The organism is Pseudomonas sp. UBA4617 (assembly GCF_002386445.1).
Classification (GTDB): domain Bacteria; phylum Pseudomonadota; class Gammaproteobacteria; order Pseudomonadales; family Pseudomonadaceae; genus Aquipseudomonas.
The window spans coordinates 233,054-251,606 of sequence record NZ_DGIR01000039.1 but is presented as its reverse complement, the minus strand read 5'-3'; the positions used below and the strand labels follow the sequence as shown (position 1 = coordinate 251,606).

The following is an 18,553-nucleotide window of genomic DNA, read 5'->3' as shown; positions in this document are numbered from 1 at the left end:
CGCATCACTCCGGCATTTTCAGCGGGCTTGGCGAGACCAGCACGCCATTGTTGTCGGCATATACGTACTCACCCGGGCGGAAGGTCACCCCGGCGAAAGTCACCGGCACGTTCAGGTCGCCGATGCCACGCTTGTCGGTCTTCATCGGGTGGCTGGCCAAGGCCTGCACCCCGACATCGGTCTGGATCAGCACGTCGACGTCACGCACGCAACCGTAGATCACCAGGCCTTCCCAGCCGTTGTTCGCGGCCTTTTCAGCCAGCATGTCGCCAAGCAAGGCACGGCGCAGCGACCCACCGCCATCGACCACCAGGACCTTGCCCTTGCCATCGAGCTCGACCTGCTCCTTGACCAGCGAATTGTCCTCGAAGCATTTGATGGTGACGATCTGGCCGCCGAAGGAATCACGGCCACCAAAATTGCTGAACATCGGTTCCAGCACCTGCACCAGGTCCGGGTAGGCGTCACACAGATCGGGCGTTACGTAATGCTGCATGGGAAACTCCTGTCAGTCACAACGAAAGCGGTTATCGGCCAAGGCTACACCCTGGAGGCTGTCGCAGTCATCCAGGACTGAGCAGTCATGTCTGCCTGTACTGGCAGCAGCGGATCCCGCAGCCAGCGCTCCACCAACGGCCACACTTGCACCTGTGCGGCCTTGCTCACCAGCATGTCGACATGCCCGAAGGCCTCGAAACCTTCCTCGCGGCCCAGTCGCAGAAACTGCTTGCGCTCCCCGCCCATCTGCTCGAACAGCTTGCGGCAGGCCCATACCGGGTCCTGGAAGTCGCCCGCACCGGCCACCGCCAGTAGCGGCACATCCACCCCGGCGAGGCCGGCCCACCAGTCGTTATGCTTGTCGCCAAAGCGCCCGAACAGGCCATGCCAGCGCATGCTCTCCAGCGCCAGGCCAATCGGTTCGTCCTCCGGACCACGCTTGAAACGTGGCCCGGAGATCTGCCCCCAGCGCCTGAGCAGCAGCTTCGCTCCCCAGGTCAGCGGCGGCACCTTCAGTGGCCAGTACACACGGCTGATCTGGGTACCGAACAAGGCCACGCTGGCAACCTGGCCGGCGTCCAGAAAACCACCCCCCAGGGCTGCTGCCAGGGTCGTGCCGCCCAGGGAATGACCGACCCAATGCGGCGCCTGGCCGGACTGCTCGCACACGAACGCGGCAATCAGCGGCAGGTCATCTCGGGCATAGGCGGCAACGTTATTGTGCTTCCAGTCGCGGTTGCGTGGCGACAGCCCGTGGCCGCGCATTTCCGGGATCCACACGTCGAAACCGGCGCGGGCAAGAAACGCTCCCAGGCCAACCCCTTTGGGCGAATACCAGAAGCGACGGTTGGAAAAGCTGCCGTGCAAAAGGATGACCGGCGCCCCCTGGGCCTGGCCCTGGTCGGCCAGCCCAAGACGGGTCACGGCCAGCTCGACAGTAGGATCCGGGCCGTTGCCGGCCTTGATCCGATACACGTCTTCGCTGAGGTCGCCGCGGCGTTCGGCACTGAGCAGGGCCACGGGAAATAGAGTGCTGCTGCTTTGCATAAGGTTGCTTGGTGCATAAAAAAGGGCGGGATCCATTGCTGGAGCTCGCCCTGGAAAAACCAGGCGGGGGTACGCCAGACGTCCCCCCGCGTTCTACTGCATCAGGCCTCGTCCTGGCCCTCGGCCAGGTAGAACCAGGTTTCGAGTACCGAATCCGGGTTCAGCGACACGCTATCGATGCCCTGCTCCATCAGCCACTTGGCCAGGTCCGGGTGGTCCGACGGGCCCTGGCCGCAGATGCCGATGTACTTGCCGGCCTTGTTGCATGCGGCAATGGCGTTGGCCAACAGCTTCTTCACCGCTGGGTTACGCTCGTCGAACAGGTGGGCGATGATGCCCGAGTCGCGGTCCAGGCCCAGGGTCAGCTGGGTCAGGTCGTTGGAGCCGATGGAGAAGCCGTCGAAGTATTCGAGGAATTCCTCGGCAAGGATGGCGTTGGACGGCAGCTCGCACATCATGATCACGCGCAGGCCGTTGTCGCCACGGGCCAGGCCGTTTTCGGCGAGCAGGTCGACGACCTGGCTGGCTTCGCCCAGGGTACGCACGAACGGCACCATGATCTCGACGTTGGTCAGGCCCATCTCGTTGCGCACGCGCTTCAGTGCGCGGCACTCGAGCTCGAAGCAGTCACGGAACGACTCGCTGATGTAGCGCGAGGCACCGCGGAAGCCCAGCATCGGGTTCTCTTCCTCCGGCTCGTACAGCTTGCCGCCGATCAGGTTGGCGTACTCGTTGGACTTGAAGTCCGACAGGCGCACGATGACCTTTTTCGGGTAGAAGGCCGCCGCCAGGGTACTGATGCCCTCGACCAGTTTCTCGACATAGAAGCCGACCGGGTCATGGTAGCCGGCGATGCGCTTGTCGACGCTGTCTTTCAGGTCGGCTGGCAGGCCGGCGTAGTTCAGCAGTGCCTTGGGGTGCACGCCGATCATGCGGTTGATGATGAACTCGAGGCGCGCCAGGCCGACACCGGCGTTGGGCAACTGGGCGAAATCGAAGGCACGGTCCGGGTTGCCGACGTTCATCATGATCTTGAACGGCAGGTCGGGCATGGCATCGACCGAGTTCTGCTTGACGTCGAAGCCCAGCTCGCCCTCGAAGATGAAGCCGGTGTCGCCTTCGGCGCAGGATACGGTCACGCCCTGGCCATCCTTCAGCACCTGGGTGGCGTTGCCGCAACCGACCACGGCCGGGATGCCCAGCTCACGGGCGATGATCGCCGCGTGGCAGGTGCGCCCGCCACGGTTGGTGACGATGGCGCTGGCGCGCTTCATGACCGGCTCCCAGTCCGGGTCGGTCATGTCGGAAACCAGCACGTCGCCCGGCTGGACCTTGTCCATTTCCGAGACGTCGTGGATCACGCGGACCTTGCCGGCGCCGATGCGCTGGCCGATGGCGCGGCCTTCGACCAGGACGGTGCCCTTCTCCTTCAGCAGGTAGCGTTCCATGACATTGGCGCTGGAACGGCTTTTCACCGTTTCAGGGCGGGCCTGGACGATGTACAGCTTGCCGTCGTCACCGTCCTTGGCCCACTCGATGTCCATCGGGCGCTGGTAGTGCTGCTCGATGATCATGGCCTGCTTGGCCAGCTCGCTGACTTCGGCATCGGTCAGGCAGAAGCGTGCGCGCTCGGCGCGGTCCACTTCCACGGTCTTGACCGAGCGGCCGGCCTTGGCTTCGTCGCCATAGACCATCTTGATCGCCTTGCTGCCCAGGTTGCGGCGCAGGATCGCCGGGCGGCCTGCCTGCAAGGTGCTCTTGTGCACGTAGAATTCGTCAGGGTTGACCGCACCCTGCACCACGGTCTCGCCCAGGCCGTAGGCGCCGGTGATGAACACCACATCGCGGAAGCCCGACTCGGTGTCGAGGGTGAACATGACGCCGGCAGTACCGGTTTCCGAGCGGACCATGCGCTGCACGCCAGCCGACAGGGCGACCAGCTTGTGGTCGAAGCCCTGGTGCACGCGGTAGGCGATGGCGCGGTCGTTGAACAGCGAGGCGAACACTTCCTTGGCCGCGCGGATCACGTTGTCCACGCCGCGAATGTTGAGGAAGGTTTCCTGCTGGCCGGCGAACGAGGCGTCCGGAAGGTCCTCGGCAGTAGCCGAGGAGCGCACGGCAACAGCCATGTTGTCGTTACCGGCGGCCATTTCGGCGAAGGCCGCGCGGATCTCGCTATCAAGGCGCGGCGGGAAGTCGGCTTCCATGACCCACTGGCGAATCTGTGCGCCGGTCTTGGTCAGGGCGTTGATATCATCCACGTCCAGTGCGTCGAGCGCCGCATGGATACGGTCGTTGAGACCACTCTGTTCGAGAAAATCGCGGTACGCCTGCGCCGTAGTGGCAAAGCCGCCCGGCACCGATACACCAGCACCTGCGAGGTTGCTGATCATCTCGCCCAGGGATGCGTTCTTGCCCCCCACATGCTCCACATCATGGACGCCGAGCTTATCGAGGGAAACTACGTACTCTACCAAGGTGATCTCTCCACTAACTGTGTTGGAAAAGCTCAAGGGCGCCCGCCTGCCTTCATTGACTTGGCCGGACGCTTGTGGCCTGTACATGGAAAATAAGTGAGAATGCCGACAGCCGCATTCGGCAAACCGAACTTATCATATCCAAGAAACGTCATCAGCTTAAGGCCCAGATCGCAAATGAAACGAACCGCGTTCTTCATCTCCGACGGCACCGGCATCACTGCCGAAACCCTGGGCCAGAGTCTGCTCGCTCAATTCGAGAGCATTCCTTTCAATAAATTCACTCGTCCCTATATCGATTCGCCGGACAAGGCACGGACCATGGTCCAGCAGATCAATGCCGCAGCCGAGCGCGACGGTGTCCGCCCGATCATCTTCGACACCATCGTCAATCAGGACATCCGGGAAATCCTGGCGACCTCGAACGGCTTCATGATCGACATCTTTTCTTCGTTTTTATCCCCGCTCGAACAGGAATTGACTGCCCACTCGTCGTATTCCGTCGGTAAATCGCACTCGATCGGCGGCAATTCCAACTACATGGAGCGCATCGAGGCAGTCAACTTTGCCCTGGACAACGATGATGGCGCGCGCACCCATTACTACGACAAGGCCGACCTGATCCTGGTCGGGGTGTCGCGCTGCGGCAAGACCCCGACCTGCCTGTACATGGCCATGCAGTTCGGCATCCGTGCCGCCAACTACCCGCTGACCGAAGACGACATGGAGCGTCTGCAGTTGCCGGCAGTATTGAAAAAGCACCACAACAAGCTGTTCGGCCTGACCATCGACCCCGACCGCCTCACCGCCATCCGCCACGAGCGCAAACCCAACAGCCGCTATTCGAGTTTTGCCCAGTGCGAGTTCGAAGTGCGCGAGGTGGAAAGCCTGTTCCGCCGGGAGAACATTCCACATATCAATTCCACGCATTTCTCGGTGGAAGAGATTTCGGCCAAGATCCTGGTCGAGAAAGGGGTGGAGCGCCGGTTCAAGTAAGGCGAAGGGCGCGCCACAAGATTTTTATCGTCAGTGAGGTCGCGCGCCGCGCGGGCGGCGCTCGATATCTGCACCACCACAAAATCCGCGCCAGACACCATGAAAAAGCCCCGGCATCGCTGCCGGGGCTTTATTTACCGCGTCATCAAGCTCAGGACGGCAGCACCGTCGCCTGCCCGCTCATGGCCAGGTCGACCAGCTCGCGGTTGGCCACCGCGTACATCGCATAGTCGGTACCAGTGGCGTTACGCAGGTCGTCGAGCATGGCGCGCCAGCGCTCCACCATCACCCGGTGCTGCTCAGCCCACAGCGCCACTCGGACGTCCATGTCTTCCGGCCCGTCGGCCATCTGCAGTACCGAGATGGTAATCGCCCGCTGCTGCAGGTCGATGTCGTCGCGGAAGGCTTCGCGGGCCAGGGCCTGCCAGTTGTTCTCCACCGGCAGGTTGCTGATTTCCTGCAGGTACCAGGTCAGGTCCAGCGCGCTGCCCACGGCGAAGAACGCCTTGGCCACCTGCGCCGGGTCATGCCCGGTGACATCGGCCGCCTCGATGATCGGCAGCAGGGTGTACAGATGGCTGGTACCGGCCACCATGCGCGCCAGCAGCTCCGGCACCCCAGCCTCGACGAAGCCTTGGTAACGCACCATCCAGCGCTCGCGGGTCGGCCCTTCGAGCAGCTCGTCGAGCTTGAGCCCCAGCTGCGCGATCTTCGGCCCGAAGTGCGCGGCGTCGCGCCCGGCGTCCTGCTCGTTGCGGCGGCTGCGCAGGAACCAGCGGGTCGCCCGGCGTCCCAGGCGCATCAGTTCGTCCATCAGGGTCAGCTGGACTTCCGCCGGCACCTGGTAGTCGAGCGCCTCGATCTGGCGGAACCAGTGCGGCAAGTGGAAGATGTCGCGCACGATCACATAGGCCCCGGCCACGTTGGCCGGACTCATGCCGGTCGACTCCTTCAGGCGCTGGACGAAGGTGATGCCCATGTTGTTGACCAGGTCGTTGGCGATCTGGGTGCTGACGATCTCGCGCTTGAGGCGGTGGCGACGCATGGCCTCGGCGAACTTGCTGACCAGCGACGGCGGGAAGGCGGTTTCCATGTCGCGGGTCAGGTAGTCGTCGTCCGGCACCAGCGACTTGAGCAGTTGCTCCTTGAGGTCGATCTTGCTGTACGAGATCAATACCGACAGCTCGGCCCGGGTCAGGCCCTGGCCAGCGGCCAGGCGTTCGGCCAGCTGTTCTTCGGACGGCAGGAACTCGATAGCGCGGTCGAGCTTGCCACGGGCCTCGAGGTCGGCCATCAGGCGCTTGTATTCGGCAATCCGCTCGCGGGCGCGGCGGGCTGCCAGCGACAGCGCCTGGGTCTGCTTGTAGTTGTTGCCCAGCACCAGGCCGGCCACTTCGTCGGTCATGCTGCCCAGCAGCTGGTTGCGCTGCTTCTCGGTCATGTCGCCACCCTGCACCACTTCATTGAGCAGGATCTTGATGTTGACCTCGTGGTCGGAGCAGTCCACGCCGCCAGCGTTGTCGATGAAGTCGGTGTTGGTGGCGCCGCCGTTGAGGCCGAACTCGACCCGGCCAAGCTGGGTCATGCCCAGGTTGCCGCCCTCGCCCACCACCTTGCAGCGCAGTTCGTTGCCGTTGACCCGCAGCGCATCGTTGGCCTTGTCGCCGACATCGGCGTGGCTTTCGGTGCTGGCCTTGACGTAGGTGCCGATGCCACCGTTCCACAGCAGGTCCACCGGGGCCTTGAGCAGCGCGTTGAGCAGCTCGGTCGGGGTCAGGCGGTCGGCTTCGATGGCGAAGCGCTCTTTCATCTGCGGGCTGATGGCGATGCTCTTGGCACTGCGCGGGAAGATCCCGCCGCCTTCGGACATGATACTGGTGTCGTAGTCGGTCCAGGCCGAACGCGGCAGTTCGAACAGGCGCTTGCGTTCGGCAAAGCTGGAGGCCGGCTCCGGGTTCGGGTCGATGAAGATGTGCAAGTGGTTGAACGCAGCCACCAGTTGCAGCTTGTCGGACATCAGCAGGCCGTTGCCGAACACGTCGCCGGCCATGTCACCAATGCCGATCACGGTGATCGGGTCTTCCTGCACATTGATGCCGCGCTCGCGGAAGTGGCGCTGCACGCCAACCCAGGCGCCACGTGCGGTAATACCCATCTTCTTGTGGTCGTAACCGGCCGAACCGCCCGAGGCGAAGGCGTCGCCCAGCCAGAAGCCGTAGTCGATGGCAATGCCGTTGGCGATGTCGGAGAAGGTCGCGGTGCCCTTGTCGGCCGCCACCACCAGGTACGGGTCGTCATCATCATGGCGCACCACGTTGGCTGGCGGCACCACGCCACCGTCCTTGAGGTTGTCGGTGATGTCGAGCAGGCCGGAAATGAAGATGCGGTAGCACGCCACGCCTTCGGCCGCGATCTCGTCGCGGCTGCCGCCCAGCGGCAGGCGGCGCGGCAGGAAGCCGCCCTTGGCGCCGACCGGCACGATCACCGAGTTCTTCACCTGCTGGGCTTTCACCAGGCCAAGCACCTCGGTACGGAAGTCTTCCTCGCGGTCGGACCAGCGCAGGCCGCCGCGGGCCACGTTGCCGAAGCGCAGGTGCACACCCTCGACCCGTGGCGAGTAGACGAAGATCTCGAACTTGGGCACCGGCTTGGGCAGCTCGGGGATCAGCTTGGGGTTGAACTTGAAGCTGAAGTAAGACTTGTTCTGGCCGTTGGCGTCCGGCTGGTAGAAGTTGGTGCGCAGGGTGGCCTTGATCAGGTCCAGGTAGCGGCGCAGGATGCGGTCTTCGTTGAGTACCTGCACGTCGTCCAGCGCGGTCAGGATGGCCTGCTCCAGGCGCTGCTGCTTGTCATCCAGGTCTTCCTGGGTGAGCTTGCGCGCCAGGTAGAAGCGGGTCTTGAACAGCCGGGTCAGCTCGCGGGCGATGTCGGTGTGGTTGTTCAGGGTGCTGGCGATATAGCCCAGGTCGAAGCCCAGGCGGATCTGCTTCAGGTAGCGGGCGTAGGCGCGCAGCAGCGCCACGTCTCGCCAGGGCAGGCCGGCGGTCAGTACCAGGCGGTTGAAGGCGTCGTTCTCGGCATCGCCACGGACGATATGGATGAAGGCGTCCTGGAGGATGTCGTTGAGCTGCTGGATATCCAGGCTCAGGCCTTCGCTGTAGGTGAAGGCGAAGTCGTGAATCCAGTACTCGCGGCCGCTGGCATGGCGCAGCCGGTAGGGGAACTCGCCGAGCACGCGCAGGCCGAGGTTTTCCAGGATCGGCAGCACATCGGACAGCGCCAGCGGCGTATCGGCGTGGTACAGCTTGCAATGCAGGATGCGCTCGCCGACCTGGGTCAGCGGCTGGTAGAAGCTCATCGCCAGCGGCTTGCTTTCCGACAGGTTCAGCACGTGCTGCAGGTCGACCACCGCCGAGTGCGCGGCGAAGCGCTCGCGGTAGCCAGCCGGGAAGCCCTTGGGGAAATCGGCGAGGATGTTGGTGCCCTGGGCCTCACCGAAGTTCTCGATCACCAGCGTGGAATAGTCGTCGTGCCAGGAGCGGCAGGCCTGGATAACTTCGCGTTCCAGCTGCTGCGGGTCGATGTCGATGCGGTTCTTCGGGTCTACCCGCAGGATCAGCTGCACGCGCGCCAGCACCGACTCGGAGAAGAAAGTCCAGAACTCGCAGTCGCTGGCCTTCAGGCGCTCCATCAGGACCTGCTGGATCTTCTGCCGCACTTCGGTGGAGTAGATCTCCCGCGGCACGTAGGCCAGGCAGTAGCAGAAGCGGCCGTACGGGTCCTTGCGCAGGAACACCCGGATCTTGTTGCGTTCCTGGATCTGCACGATCGACATGACGGTGCTGAACAGTTCGTCAATAGGGGTCTGGAACAGGTCGTCGCGCGGCAGCACTTCCAGCACCTGGGCCAGTTCCTTGCCCAGGTGGGCCTTGGGGTCGAAGCCCGAGCGGCGCTCGACTTCATTGACCTTGACCCGGATATACGGGATGGCATGCACGCTTTCGCCATACACCGACGAAGTGTACAGGCCCATGAAGCGGTGTTCCTTGATGACCTTGCCATCGGCGTCCAGCTGGCGGATCGACACGTAGTCCGGGTAGGCCGGGCGGTGTACGCGGCTGGGCAGCGCGGCTTTGGCGAACGACAGCAGCAGCGGCTCGTTGAGGTAGGCCACGGCGTAGTCTTCGATGCGCAGCTCGTCGCTGGTCAGGCCCACGCGCAGGCGGCGTGGCAGGCCGAGGAAGGACTGCTCGTCGTAGACCATCTGACCGCCATCGGCGTTGCCCTGGACGGTGAATTCTTCATAGCCGAGGAAGGTGAAGTGGTTGTCCAGCAGCCACTCGAGGAATGCCTTGACCTCGCCCTTTTCATGCTGCGCCGGGGCAAAGGCGGTCTGCTCCACTTCCGCCAGCACTTCGCGCAGCTTGGCCTTCATCGGCTCGAAGTCGGACACCACCACGCGCACCTCGGCCAGCACCTGCTCGATCTCGCGGGCCAGCACCGTCAGCTCGGAGGCATTGGCGCAACGGTCGATCTCCAGGTACATCAGCGACTCATGGCGCACGCCCTCGCCCTGGGTACCCTTGGGCAGCAGTTCGAGCAATTCGCCCTTGGCGCCACGGCGCACGCTGAGCACGGTGGTCTGCAGGGTATGAATGCTGTAGCCACGGCGGTTGAGCTCGGTGCGCACCGAGTCGACCAGGAACGGCAGGTCGTGGTGCAGCACCTCGACCACCGAGTGGGTCGACTGCCAGCCATTGCGTTCGTAATCGGGGTTGTACACCCGCACTTGCGGGTACTCGGGGTCGAAACGTTCGATGATGCGCCAGGCTGAAAGAGTACAGCCGGCCAGGTCGGAAAGCCTGCGCTGGGTGAGTTCGTCCAGAGAGATGATGCCGAAGAACTGCTCGGCGAACAGCGCCACTTGTGGCAGGGACTGTTCGCTGATGTGCTGCGCCAGGGCCGCTTGCAGTTGATGCTGGAAGTCGGCTTTGCTGGCTGCGGTGAAGAACGCCATCTGTGGTACTCCGCTTGGGCTTTGTAATAGTTGAAGCGTCGCTGCGTGCGCCATGTACGGATCAACGATAGCCAACCCGTGGCGAGGCGAACGGTAAAACCAGGCGTTGAACGTGCGCAGGCACGCCCAGGGCTCGCCGAAGCTTACCGACTGATCGGTCATTCAGGCTTGCAGCGCTGCGACAATTTCGGTCAAGGGGCGGTAACTTTACGTTTATGCCTGGCGACAAGACTGTCAGAATTCCTTTCCGTTTCCTTTGATCCGAGCCTTGTCCATGCAAATCGATACTGCCCTGCTGTTCGCCACCCCTTGCGATGACGAGGAAGACAACATGGCGACCCTGTGCTGCCACAGCGACAAGGGCCAGATGTTCCTGCTGACCCGCTACCCGGACGAAGACACCGTCGACCTGACGCTGGACGACGAACCGTCGACGCTGGATGGGTTGAAAGTGACCCTGAGCGCCAAACGCCTGCTGATCGAAGTGGCGGCCGGCGACCGCGATGCGCTGAAGGGGGATGAAACGCTGGAGATCAACCTGACCAGCGAGCTGAGCGATATGGATGAAGTGAAGCAGACCCTGGAGAACATCCTGGAAGGGACCGGCACGTTCGTCTGCGAGCTGTGAAGCCCCACCGGCAAGCAGATAGCGTGGTGGATGGCACCGGCTTCGCCGGTGTTCGCGGCTAAAGCCGCTCCTGCGGGGACCGCCGTGGTGGGCATCAGATCAACGCCGCCTGCATTTCCTGTGCCTGTACCCGCAACGCCTCACAGAACGGCTCCACCGCCGCCGACGCAGGCCGGTGGTCGGGCCGTATCAACATCACCTGGTACGGCACCGATACCCGCAACCGGCGGATCGGCAACCCGCCCTGCGCGGCCTCCAGCCCGCTCAGCGGGTTGATGATCGCCACCCCGAGGCCCTGCCTGACCATGGCGCACACCGAGGCGGCGCTGGTGGTCTCGATGACCGTGCGCCGGTTCACACCCGCCGCCCGGAAGTGCTGGTCCAGGCGCTGCCGGTAGGTGTCCAGGCTGGCCAGGTTGATGAAGTCGACCTCGTGGAAATCGCTCAGCTCCAGTTCGGCCTTGGCCTGCAGCGGGTGACCTTCGGGCAGCACACAGACCATGTTGGCGCTGAACAGTAATTCGCCGTACGCGCCGCGGGGTATCTGCTCGACCTCGGTCAGGCCCAGGTCATGTTGCTGGGCGACCAGCGACTCCTCCAGCAACGGCGACTCCTGCGCCAGAATGCTCACGCTCACGCCCCGGTGCTGCTGATGAAAGCGCTGGCACGCCCTGGGCAACAAGGTCTGGGAAAACAGCGGCAGGCAAGTGATAGCCAGCCGGCCTTGCTCGAAATTGCGAATGGCCTGGGCAAAGCGCTCGATCCGTTCCAGCCCGAGGTAGGCGCGCTCCACCTCTTCTATCAACAGCAACGCCTGGGCGGTCGCCACCAGGCGCCCAGCCTCGCGTTCGAACAGGTTCAGGCCGGTTAGCTGTTCCAGCCGCGCCAGTTCACGACTGACAGTGGGCTGCGAGGTGAACAGCAGGCGCGCCGCACCGGTGACGCTGCCAGCAGCCATGATGGCGCGGAACACTTCAATATGGCGAACAGACAATTTCATGGCGGCACCCGGTAAATCGGCTAGAGGCATATCAGATATGAATGGCCAGCAGAAAAATAGCTATTTTTCTGAATTTGCGCTTTGGGCCATCCTCATCGCTTCCTTATATGAGTAGCGCCACCATGACCGCACCCTTCCCCCTCCTGGCCGAGGCAGCCCGCCAGCACGGCACGCCGCTGTGGGCCTACGACGCCAGCACCATCGCCGAACGGGTCGAACAACTGAAGGTGTTCGACACCGTGCGCTTCGCCCAGAAGGCCAACCCCAACCTGCACGTGCTGCGGCTGATGCGCGCCCACGGCCTGGTGCTGGACGCGGTATCGCTGGGCGAGATGGAGCGGGCCTTCGCTGCCGGTGCAAGCGTGGGTGGCGACCCCGCCGGTGTGGTGCTGACCTGCGATGCGCTGGACCGGCCGACCCTGGAGCGGGTGGTGGCGACGAAGATCGAGGTCAATGCCGGCTCCATCGACATGCTGCGCCAGTTGGGAGAACGCTCCCCTGGCCACCGCGTGTGGCTGCGCATCAACCCCGGTTTCGGCCACGGTCACAGCCGCAAGACCAACACCGGTGGCGAGAACAGCAAGCACGGCATCTGGCACGAGCAGCTGGACCAGGCGCTGGCCTGCGTGAAGGCCAATGGCCTGCATCTGGTGGGCGTGCACATGCACATCGGCTCCGGCGTGGACTACCAGCACCTGGAACAGGTGGCCCGGGCGATGATCGGGCTGATTGGCCGGCTGGGCGTGGACATCGAAGCCTTCTCCATCGGCGGCGGGCTTTCCACCCCGTATCGCAGCAACGACAAGCCGGTCGACCTGCAGCGCTACGCCCGCACCTGGGCCGTGGCGCGCCAGGAAATCGAAGCCATGCTGGGCCACCCGGTGCGCATGGAGATCGAGCCCGGGCGCTTCCTGGTGGCGGAATCAGGCTACCTGGTGGCCGAAGTACGGGCCGTGAAGCAGGCCGGCCGCAACACCTTCGTCATGATCGATGCCGGTTTCAACGACCTGATGCGCCCGGCCATGTATGGCGCCTACCACCGCATGACTTTGCTCGACGCCAACGGCCAGCCGGTGGACCGCCCACGCCAGCCAACCGTGGTCGCCGGGCCGCTGTGCGAGTCGGGTGATGTGTTTACCCAGGATGACCAGGAACTGACCCCGCACGACCTGCCCCAGGCACAGGTGGGCGACCTGCTGGTGATCCACGATGCCGGCGCTTACGGGGCATCGATGTCATCGAACTACAACAGCCGGCCATTGCTGCCGGAGTTCCTCATCGAACAGGGCGCGTTGCGCATGATTCGCCGCCGGCAGACCGTGCAGGATCTGCTGGGCCTGGAGTGACAGGCAAAGTAACCTGCCCCGTCGGGGAGCTCTGCTAAACTGCCCAGCTTTCGTTTTTGCCGACAGGGCAAGCATGAACCCGACGCGCTATGCCCGTGTGGCAAAGGACCTGATGCAAGGCATCACCAGTGGCCGTTACCCGGTGGGCAGCCTGCTGCCCACCGAACTCGAGCTGTGCGACCTGTACAGTGTCAGCCGGCACACGGTGCGCGCGGCCATCGACCAGTTGCTGGACCAGGGGCTGGTGTCGCGGCGCAAGCGCGTGGGCACCCGGGTCGAGGCCAGCAGTCCGCGTGGCGGCTATTCCCAGTCACTGGCCAGCGTGGCGGAGCTGGCGCAACTCGGGCAAAACCAGCAGCGGCAAATACAGGACATGCGCCACTTCATCGCCGACCTGAGCGAGGCCGAGCGGTTGGGCCTGGTACCGGGTGAGCACTATCTGTGCGTGTCGAGCATCCGTGTCGACTGCGTGCATGATAGCTTGCCGCAGTGCTGGAACGAGGTTTACGTACCGCGGGACTATGCCGAGGTCATCGAACTGGCCCGCGAACACCCCGACCAGTTGATCGCAGAGCTGATCGAGCAACGCTACGGCCGGGCAATCGCATGGGTCGAGCAGCAGGTTCGGGCGGTCTTGCTGACAGCGCCAATCGCCCACGCACTGAAGGCCGAGGCAGGTGCCGCAGCGCTCAACATCATCCGCCATTACCGCGAGGAAAACGGCGACCTGATGGCTGTGGCCGAGACGGTGCTTCCGGCTGATCGCTTTACCTTGATCAGCCAGATGCGCCGAGATCGTTCAGCGGGTTGAAGCGATCAGCGCGCTGCACTTATACAAATACCCGTCAGCTTCTGCAGGTTAACGTGAGGCCAACAGGCATGGCAGTAGAAAGCACACGAATGCTAACGGTAGGTGAAGTAGCCAGACGCAGCGGCGTGGCCGTGTCTGCGCTGCATTTCTACGAAGCCAAGGGGCTGATTGCCAGCACTCGAACGGCAGGCAACCAGCGTCGCTATCCCGCGCTGGTACTGCGCACATTGGCGATCATCAAGGTGGCGCAGCGTACCGGCATTCCCCTGGAGGAAATCAGGCAGGCGTTCAGCCGGTATCCGCCGAACAGCAAGCTGACGGCGGCGCAATGGGGGGAAATGTCCAGCGCCTGGCGCGAAGACCTGAACGCACGCATCCGCACGCTTGAGGCATTGCGCGACAGCCTGGACAACTGCATAGGTTGCGGTTGCCTGTCGCTGGAGGAATGCCCGCTGCGCAACCCCGAAGATGTACTGGGCAAGCAAGGGACCGGCGGGCGGATTCTGGAGAACAAGACCCAATGAGGTATGCGCCCCCAGGCGACGCGGTGGATGGCACCGGCTGCGCCGGTGATCGCAGCTGAAGCCGCGCCTACAGGGGCTACGCTAGCCTCTTGCCCTTGAGCTCCCAGCGGAACCGTACGCGCCCTTACCAGATGGCGATATCGTAGGTCAGATAGAGGCGATTGCTGTCCCGCCCCCGGGCGAAATCCGAACGGTAGACATAATTGCGCAACTTCACCCCCAGGCCTTTCAAGGGCCCGGCCTGCACTACATAGGCAAGCTCGGCGTCACGCTCCCACTCCTTGATCCCCTCGCTGCCGGAGCGGCCATTGTCGCCACTCAGGTAGCGCGCCATGAAAGTCAGCCCAGGCACACCAGCGGCGGCAAAGTTGTATGCGTAGCTGGCCATCCAGGTCTTCTCCTCTTCCTCGATGAACTTACCGATACCCGCGTTGCTGAACGAATACACCGTTGCACCACTGATATACGGCAGCCCCGCGTCGCCATCGAGCACCTGGTAGCCAGCACCGACGGTATGGCCGGAATGGGCATAGGCCAACTGCCCGCTGAACATGTCATTGTCGATGGCGCCGCCATAGGCCGCCCCGCTGTCGCGGCTCTTGAAATAGCGCAGGTCGGTAGTCAGCACCCCGCCGGCCAACGGCAGGTCGTGGACCAGCCCGGCGAAATCCTGGCGATAGAAATGTTCGAGCTGGCCATGGTAGTAGCTCAGGCGCAGTTGCTTGTTAAGCGCATAATCGGCACCGGCAAAGTTGAAGTCGCCCGACCTGTCGCCGGCATAGCCATCCAGGTAAAGGCCGGTGCTGTCGGTAGCGTCACGCTGCTTGAAGCGGTCCAGGTGGCCAGCCGTCAAGGCCAACCCGTCAATGTCGGTGCTGGTGAGCTGCGTGCCCTGGTAGGTCTGCGGCAACAAGCGCGCATCGTTGTATACCAGCAGCGGCATCTTCGGCAGCAAGGTGCCATGCTTGACCACGGTCTGGCCCAGGCGTGCCTTGGCCGTCACCCCGGCGCTGGCGAACTCGTGCGCAGCACGGCCGTCGTCGTGCACCGGCAGCAGCCCGGTGCCACTGCGCCCACGACCGGAATCGAGGCGTACGCCCCACAGACCAAGGGCATCCAGCCCCACGCCCAAGGTGCCGTTGGTAAAGCCCGACTGATAGTCGAGCAGGAAGCCCTGCGCCCACTCTACCCGCTCGCTCTTGGCACTGGCCGCGGCGCGGGCACTCATGCCCTGCTCGTCACGGAAGTTTTCGTTGAAATAGACATTGCGCAGTTGCAGCTTGAGTTTGCTGTCATCGACGAAACCAGCGGCGCCGGCAACGGGCAGCCAGCCGCACAGCAGGCCACAGGTGGCCCCACGGAACACAGCTCGGGACATGGTCGGTACTCTGTTGTTGTTTTCAGAATGAGTAATGGCGGGCGCCTGGCAGCGCCCGGTATCGCTTAGACGAAGAAGGACAAGGCCCCGGTAAGCAGTGCCAGTGCGGTGATGACCAGTGAAGTGAGGACTGCCCATTTCACCGTGGCTTTCTGGAAGTCGCCGATATCCCGGTCGACCATGCCCACCAGCAGCAGGGTCGAAGCGACCAGTGGGCTCATCAGATGCACCGGCTGGCCCAGCACCGAGGCGCGGGCAATTTCCACCGGGTCGATGCCATAGGCCGCCGCAGCATTGGCCAGGATCGGCACCACGCCAAAGTAGTAGGCGTCGTTGGACAGCACGAAGGTCAGCGGCATGCTGGTCAGCGCCACCACCAGCGGGAACCAGTGGCTCCAGGCTTCCGGAATCCAGTCCACCAGGGTTTGCGCCAGCGCATCGACCATCTTGGTGCCGGAGAAAATGCCGGCGAAGATGCCCGCGGCGAATACCAGCAGCACCACGGTCATCGCATTGCCCGAGTGAGCGAGGATGCGTTCTTTCTGCAATTCCAGCTGCGGGTAGTTGATCATCAGCGCAGCGACGAAACCGACCATGAACAGGATGGCGGCGTGCATCAGCCCCAGCACCAGGGCGCTCATCACAACAATCACCAGCAGCAGGTTCACATAGGCGAGGCGCGGGCGCTTGTGCGGGCTCTCGCCGAGGATTTCCTTGATGTAGCAGTTGCCACCACCGGACTGCAGCGCGATGTTGCCGATACGCCGCCGCTCGGCGCGGCCCAGCAGGAAGGCGGTGAACACTACCCACGCGGCGCCACCGATGACGGTGGGCAACATCGGGATGAAGTATTCGGTGGCATCCAGCCCCAGTGCGGCAATGGCACGCGTGGCCGGGCCGCCCCAAGGGCTCATGCCGCTCATGATGTTCAGCGACAACATCGACACGGTGGCCAGGATCATCGGGTTCATGCCTATGCGCTTGTACAGCGGCAGCATGGCGGCGCAGGTGATCATGTAGGTGGTGGTGCCATCACCGTCCAGCGCCACCAGCAGCGACAGCAGCGCGGTGCCGATGGCGATCTTGACCGGGTCGCCGTTCACCCGCTTGAGGATCTTGCGGATCAGCGGGTCGAACAGGCCGGCGTCGATCATCAGGCCGAAAAACAGGATGGCGAACAGCAGCAACGCAGCAGACGGCGCAACCATCTTCAGCCCGTCGAGCATCATCTTGCCCAGCTCCGGGGCGAAGCCGCCGATCAGGGCGAAGACGATCGGCACGACGGTCAGTGCGACGATCGGGGACAGGCGTTTACTCATGATCAGGTAGGTGAAGGTCACCACCATGATCAGGCCCAGAAGTGCAAGCATGGTTCGTTCTCTTGTTGTTATTTTCCAGTGTGGCCGAGTGCAGCGCAGACGGCCCCCTACCCCACCCGGCAGAAGCGGGTGGGGGACGTGTCGACAGAGGTTCAGGGCAACGCAGTTCAGCCGTGACGATGCGGCTCGGCGGCCCATTCAGGCGTTTCGGCAACCGGGCCGGCCAGCGCTTCGCCGTTCAGGCGGCTGAGCAGGGTCTGGCGGTCACAGGCGTTTTCCGACAGCGACACCACCACCGTTGCCACCGCGTTGCTGGCAAGGCTGGTCAGGGCACGGGCCTCCGACATGAAGCGGTCGATGCCGATCAGCAGGGCCAGGCCGGCCAGGGGGATGTCGTGGATCACGGTCAGGGTCGAGGCCAGCGCCACGAAGCCGCTGCCGGTCACGCCTGCGGCGCCCTTGGACGACAGCAGCATGATCGCCAGCATGGTGACCACCTGGCCCAGGCTCAGGTCGATGTTGCAGGCCTGGGCGATGAACACCGCTGCCAGTGACAGGTAGATGGCGGTTCCGTCCAGGTTGAACGAGTAGCCGGTAGGCAACACCAGGCCGACCACGCCCTTGTTGCAGCCCAGCTTCTCGAGTTTTTCGAGCATGCGCGGCAGCACCGGCTCGGTCGAGGACGTGCCCAGCACCACCAGGAACTCCTCGCGGAAGTAACGCAGCAGCTTCCACAGGCTGAAGCCGTGGGCACGGCAGATGCCACCCAGCACGACCAGGACGAAGAACGCGCAGGCGATATACAGCGTACCCACCAGCTTGGCCAGCGAACCGAGCGAGGTGACGCCGTACTGGCCGACGGTGAACGCCAGCGCACCAAAGGCTCCGACCGGGGCAAACCGCATCAGGTAGCCGAAGATTCGGAACACCATGGTCGACGCCGACTCCAGCACATCCAGTACCGGCTTACCCTTCTCGCCCATCGACGACAGGGCAAAACCGCTGAGCACGGCAATGAACAGCACCGGTAGCACTTCACCTTTGTTGAAGGCCCCGATGAAGGTGTCCGGGATGATGTGCATGAAGAAGTCCACCACGCTCAGCTTGGCGGCCGACGCGGTGTACTGGCTGAGGCCGGCGCTGCTCAGGGTGGCCGGGTCGATGTTCATGCCGGCGCCGGGCTTGAACAGGTACACCGCCGCCAGGCCGATTACCAGGCTGAGCACGGTCAGGCCCAGGAACAGCAGCAAGGTCTTGCTCATCAGGCGCCCCAGAGAGCGCTTGTCGGTCATGCCGGCGATGCCGGTGACGATGGTGCAGAACACCACCGGGGCGATCATCATCTTGATCAGCTTGATGAACGCATCACCCAGCGGCTTCAGGGCCACCGCCTGTTGCGCCCAGAAATGGCCGACCACCACGCCCAGCAGGACGGCGCAGAGGATCTGGAAATACAGCGATTTGGCGAGTTTCATGTGGCATCACCCATTGTTGAAATTGTGCGGATGCGCT

At 63.6% G+C, this 18,553-nt stretch carries 13 protein-coding genes; 5 read left to right on the top strand and 8 right to left on the bottom strand.

Going from position 1 to position 18,553, the window contains the following annotated elements:
• Nucleotides 1–4 precede the first annotated feature (4 nt).
• The 3 genes from rraA to ppsA all read right to left on the bottom strand — a co-directional run bounded on the left by rraA (nt 5) and on the right by ppsA (nt 4,022).
• Nucleotides 5–496 carry a ribonuclease E activity regulator RraA gene (rraA, locus tag B4L76_RS18495; RefSeq protein ID WP_296234489.1) on the bottom strand — a complete coding sequence of 164 codons (492 nt, stop codon included), beginning with the start codon at nt 494–496 and terminating at the stop codon, nt 5–7.
• A 44-nt stretch (nt 497–540) separates the two neighbouring features.
• Entirely contained in the window at nt 541–1,545 is a 1,005-nt protein-coding gene (locus tag B4L76_RS18490) for an alpha/beta fold hydrolase (protein ID WP_296234488.1), read from the bottom strand.
• Between the two features lie 101 nt (nt 1,546–1,646).
• Entirely contained in the window at nt 1,647–4,022 is a 2,376-nt protein-coding gene (gene ppsA / locus B4L76_RS18485) for a phosphoenolpyruvate synthase (RefSeq protein WP_296234486.1), read from the bottom strand.
• A 177-nt stretch (nt 4,023–4,199) separates the two neighbouring features.
• Between ppsA and ppsR the strand changes: the two genes are divergently transcribed.
• On the top strand, nt 4,200–5,018 hold the full coding sequence (gene ppsR / locus B4L76_RS18480) for a posphoenolpyruvate synthetase regulatory kinase/phosphorylase PpsR (protein WP_225776982.1): 819 nt from the start codon (nt 4,200–4,202) through the stop codon (nt 5,016–5,018).
• Nucleotides 5,019–5,169: 151 nt separating this feature from the next.
• Here ppsR and B4L76_RS18475 read toward each other — a convergent pair whose 3' ends face one another.
• On the bottom strand, nt 5,170–10,035 hold the full coding sequence (locus B4L76_RS18475; protein ID WP_296234484.1) for an NAD-glutamate dehydrogenase: 4,866 nt from the start codon (nt 10,033–10,035) through the stop codon (nt 5,170–5,172).
• A gap of 274 nt (nt 10,036–10,309) precedes the next feature.
• Between B4L76_RS18475 and B4L76_RS18470 the strand changes: the two genes are divergently transcribed.
• Nucleotides 10,310–10,663: a hypothetical protein gene (locus B4L76_RS18470; RefSeq protein WP_296234482.1), complete on the top strand. Its 354-nt coding sequence runs from the start codon at nt 10,310–10,312 to the stop codon at nt 10,661–10,663.
• Between the two features lie 94 nt (nt 10,664–10,757).
• On the opposite strand, the gene B4L76_RS18465 is transcribed toward B4L76_RS18470, so the two are convergent.
• Nucleotides 10,758–11,663, bottom strand: a complete 906-nt coding sequence (locus tag B4L76_RS18465; protein ID WP_296234481.1) for a LysR family transcriptional regulator — start codon at nt 11,661–11,663, stop codon at nt 10,758–10,760.
• Nucleotides 11,664–11,785: 122 nt separating this feature from the next.
• On the opposite strand from B4L76_RS18465, the gene lysA reads away from it, so the two are divergent.
• The 3 genes from lysA (at nt 11,786) to soxR (ending at nt 14,344) form a co-directional block, all read left to right on the top strand.
• Nucleotides 11,786–13,009, top strand: a complete 1,224-nt coding sequence (lysA, locus tag B4L76_RS18460) for a diaminopimelate decarboxylase (protein WP_296234480.1) — start codon at nt 11,786–11,788, stop codon at nt 13,007–13,009.
• A gap of 73 nt (nt 13,010–13,082) precedes the next feature.
• The gene (locus B4L76_RS18455) at nt 13,083–13,820 is read left to right on the top strand and encodes a GntR family transcriptional regulator (RefSeq protein ID WP_296234478.1); all 738 of its coding nucleotides are present in this window, start codon (nt 13,083–13,085) and stop codon (nt 13,818–13,820) included.
• Nucleotides 13,821–13,888: 68 nt separating this feature from the next.
• Entirely contained in the window at nt 13,889–14,344 is a 456-nt protein-coding gene (soxR, locus tag B4L76_RS18450) for a redox-sensitive transcriptional activator SoxR (protein WP_296234476.1), read from the top strand.
• 124 nt (nt 14,345–14,468) lie between these two features.
• On the opposite strand, the gene B4L76_RS18445 is transcribed toward soxR, so the two are convergent.
• The 3 genes from B4L76_RS18445 to dctA all read right to left on the bottom strand — a co-directional run bounded on the left by B4L76_RS18445 (nt 14,469) and on the right by dctA (nt 18,516).
• Complete coding sequence (locus tag B4L76_RS18445) at nt 14,469–15,722, bottom strand: OprD family porin (RefSeq protein ID WP_296234475.1); 1,254 nt, start codon at nt 15,720–15,722, stop codon at nt 14,469–14,471.
• Nucleotides 15,723–15,787: 65 nt separating this feature from the next.
• Nucleotides 15,788–17,092 (bottom strand): CitMHS family transporter, encoded by a 1,305-nt coding sequence (locus B4L76_RS18440; protein WP_296234473.1) that lies wholly within the window; start codon nt 17,090–17,092, stop codon nt 15,788–15,790.
• A 116-nt stretch (nt 17,093–17,208) separates the two neighbouring features.
• Nucleotides 17,209–18,516, bottom strand: a complete 1,308-nt coding sequence (gene dctA / locus B4L76_RS18435; RefSeq protein ID WP_296234471.1) for a C4-dicarboxylate transporter DctA — start codon at nt 18,514–18,516, stop codon at nt 17,209–17,211.
• Nucleotides 18,517–18,553 lie beyond the last annotated feature (37 nt).